This window comes from Streptomyces sp. NPDC037389 (assembly GCF_040636475.1).
GTDB lineage: Bacteria > Actinomycetota > Actinomycetes > Streptomycetales > Streptomycetaceae > Streptomyces > Streptomyces hesseae.
Window position 1 is genome coordinate 1 of record NZ_JBEZUS010000083.1, and the last position, 1,093, is coordinate 1,093.

General features: G+C 70.7%; 1 protein-coding gene and 1 pseudogene. Both read right to left on the reverse strand.

Features of this window, described 5'->3' with window-relative positions; translation table 11 throughout:
* Positions 1-481, reverse strand: a pseudogene (locus AB0E98_RS33920) (branched chain amino acid aminotransferase); the annotation flags it as partial.
* Between the two features lie 263 nt (positions 482-744).
* Positions 745-1,093 (reverse strand): isocitrate/isopropylmalate family dehydrogenase (locus AB0E98_RS33925; protein ID WP_361710361.1); only part of this gene is annotated, 349 nt, incomplete at its 5' end.

Genomic DNA, 1,093 nt, shown 5'->3' on the forward strand with positions numbered 1-1,093 from the left:
CGTTGGCCGGCTTGACGCCCAGGCCGACCTCGGTGGCGATCATGAAGGGGCGCAGGTACAGGGACTCCTCGCCGCCGTGCGCCGGGACCCACTTCTCGTCCTGCTTCACCAGCGCGTCGCAGGCCTCGATGAAGGTCTCGACCGGAAGCTCGGGCATGCCGAGGCGGCGCGAGGAGGCCTGGAAGCGGGCGCCGTTCTTCTCCGGGCGGAAGGTGGCGACGGAACCGTCGGGACGCCGGTAGGCCTTCAGCCCCTCGAAGATCTCCTGCGCGTAGTGCAGGACCATGGTCGCCGGGTCGAGGGAGAGCGGGGCGTAGGGCACGAGCTGGCCGTCGTGCCAGCCGCGGCCCTCGGTCCACCTGATCGTCACCATGTGGTCGGTGAAGTGGCGGCCGAACCCGGGGTTGGCCAGAATCGCCGCGCGCTCGGCGTCCGAGAGCGGGTTGGCGGAGGGCTTGAGCTCGATCGTGGGCGTCGTCATGGGTGGCTGTCCTTCACCGGTTGTGTTGTGACGGGCCGCGGTCACGCCCGTACGGCCGGTGGCCGGTGCTAGGACGTCCGAGCATTCCCTCAAGTCGCGGCTTCGCGTTCGATTATCGCGCGCGGCCCGCGAGGGGTGAAACGGGGTGAATGCGGCCCAGGTTTCGATGGTCGCACCTGGCGGACGCAGGAGAAAGCCGCCGGGTGCCTTGTTTTGGGACCCGACGGCTTCGAAACGGATTCGATCGAGTGGCGCGGCGGGTGTCAGCCGGCTACTCGTACGGCGAGCGCGTCGCCGATCTCCGAGGTGGAACGGGCGGGCAGACCGCCGCGCTCACCGAGGTCGGCCGAGACGGCGTCCTCGATGCGGGCGGCCTCGGCCTCGTAACCGAGGTGGCGCAGCAGCAGGGCGACGGACAGGACCGTGGCGGTGGGGTCGGCCTTGCCCTGGCCGGCGATGTCGGGCGCGGAGCCGTGCACCGGCTCGAACATCGAGGGGAAGTCGCGGGAGGGGTTGATGTTCCCGCTGGCGGCGACGCCGATGCCGCCGGAGACGGCCGCGGCGAGGTCGGGGTTGATGTCGCCGACGCGGGTGTCGGTGAGGATCACGTCG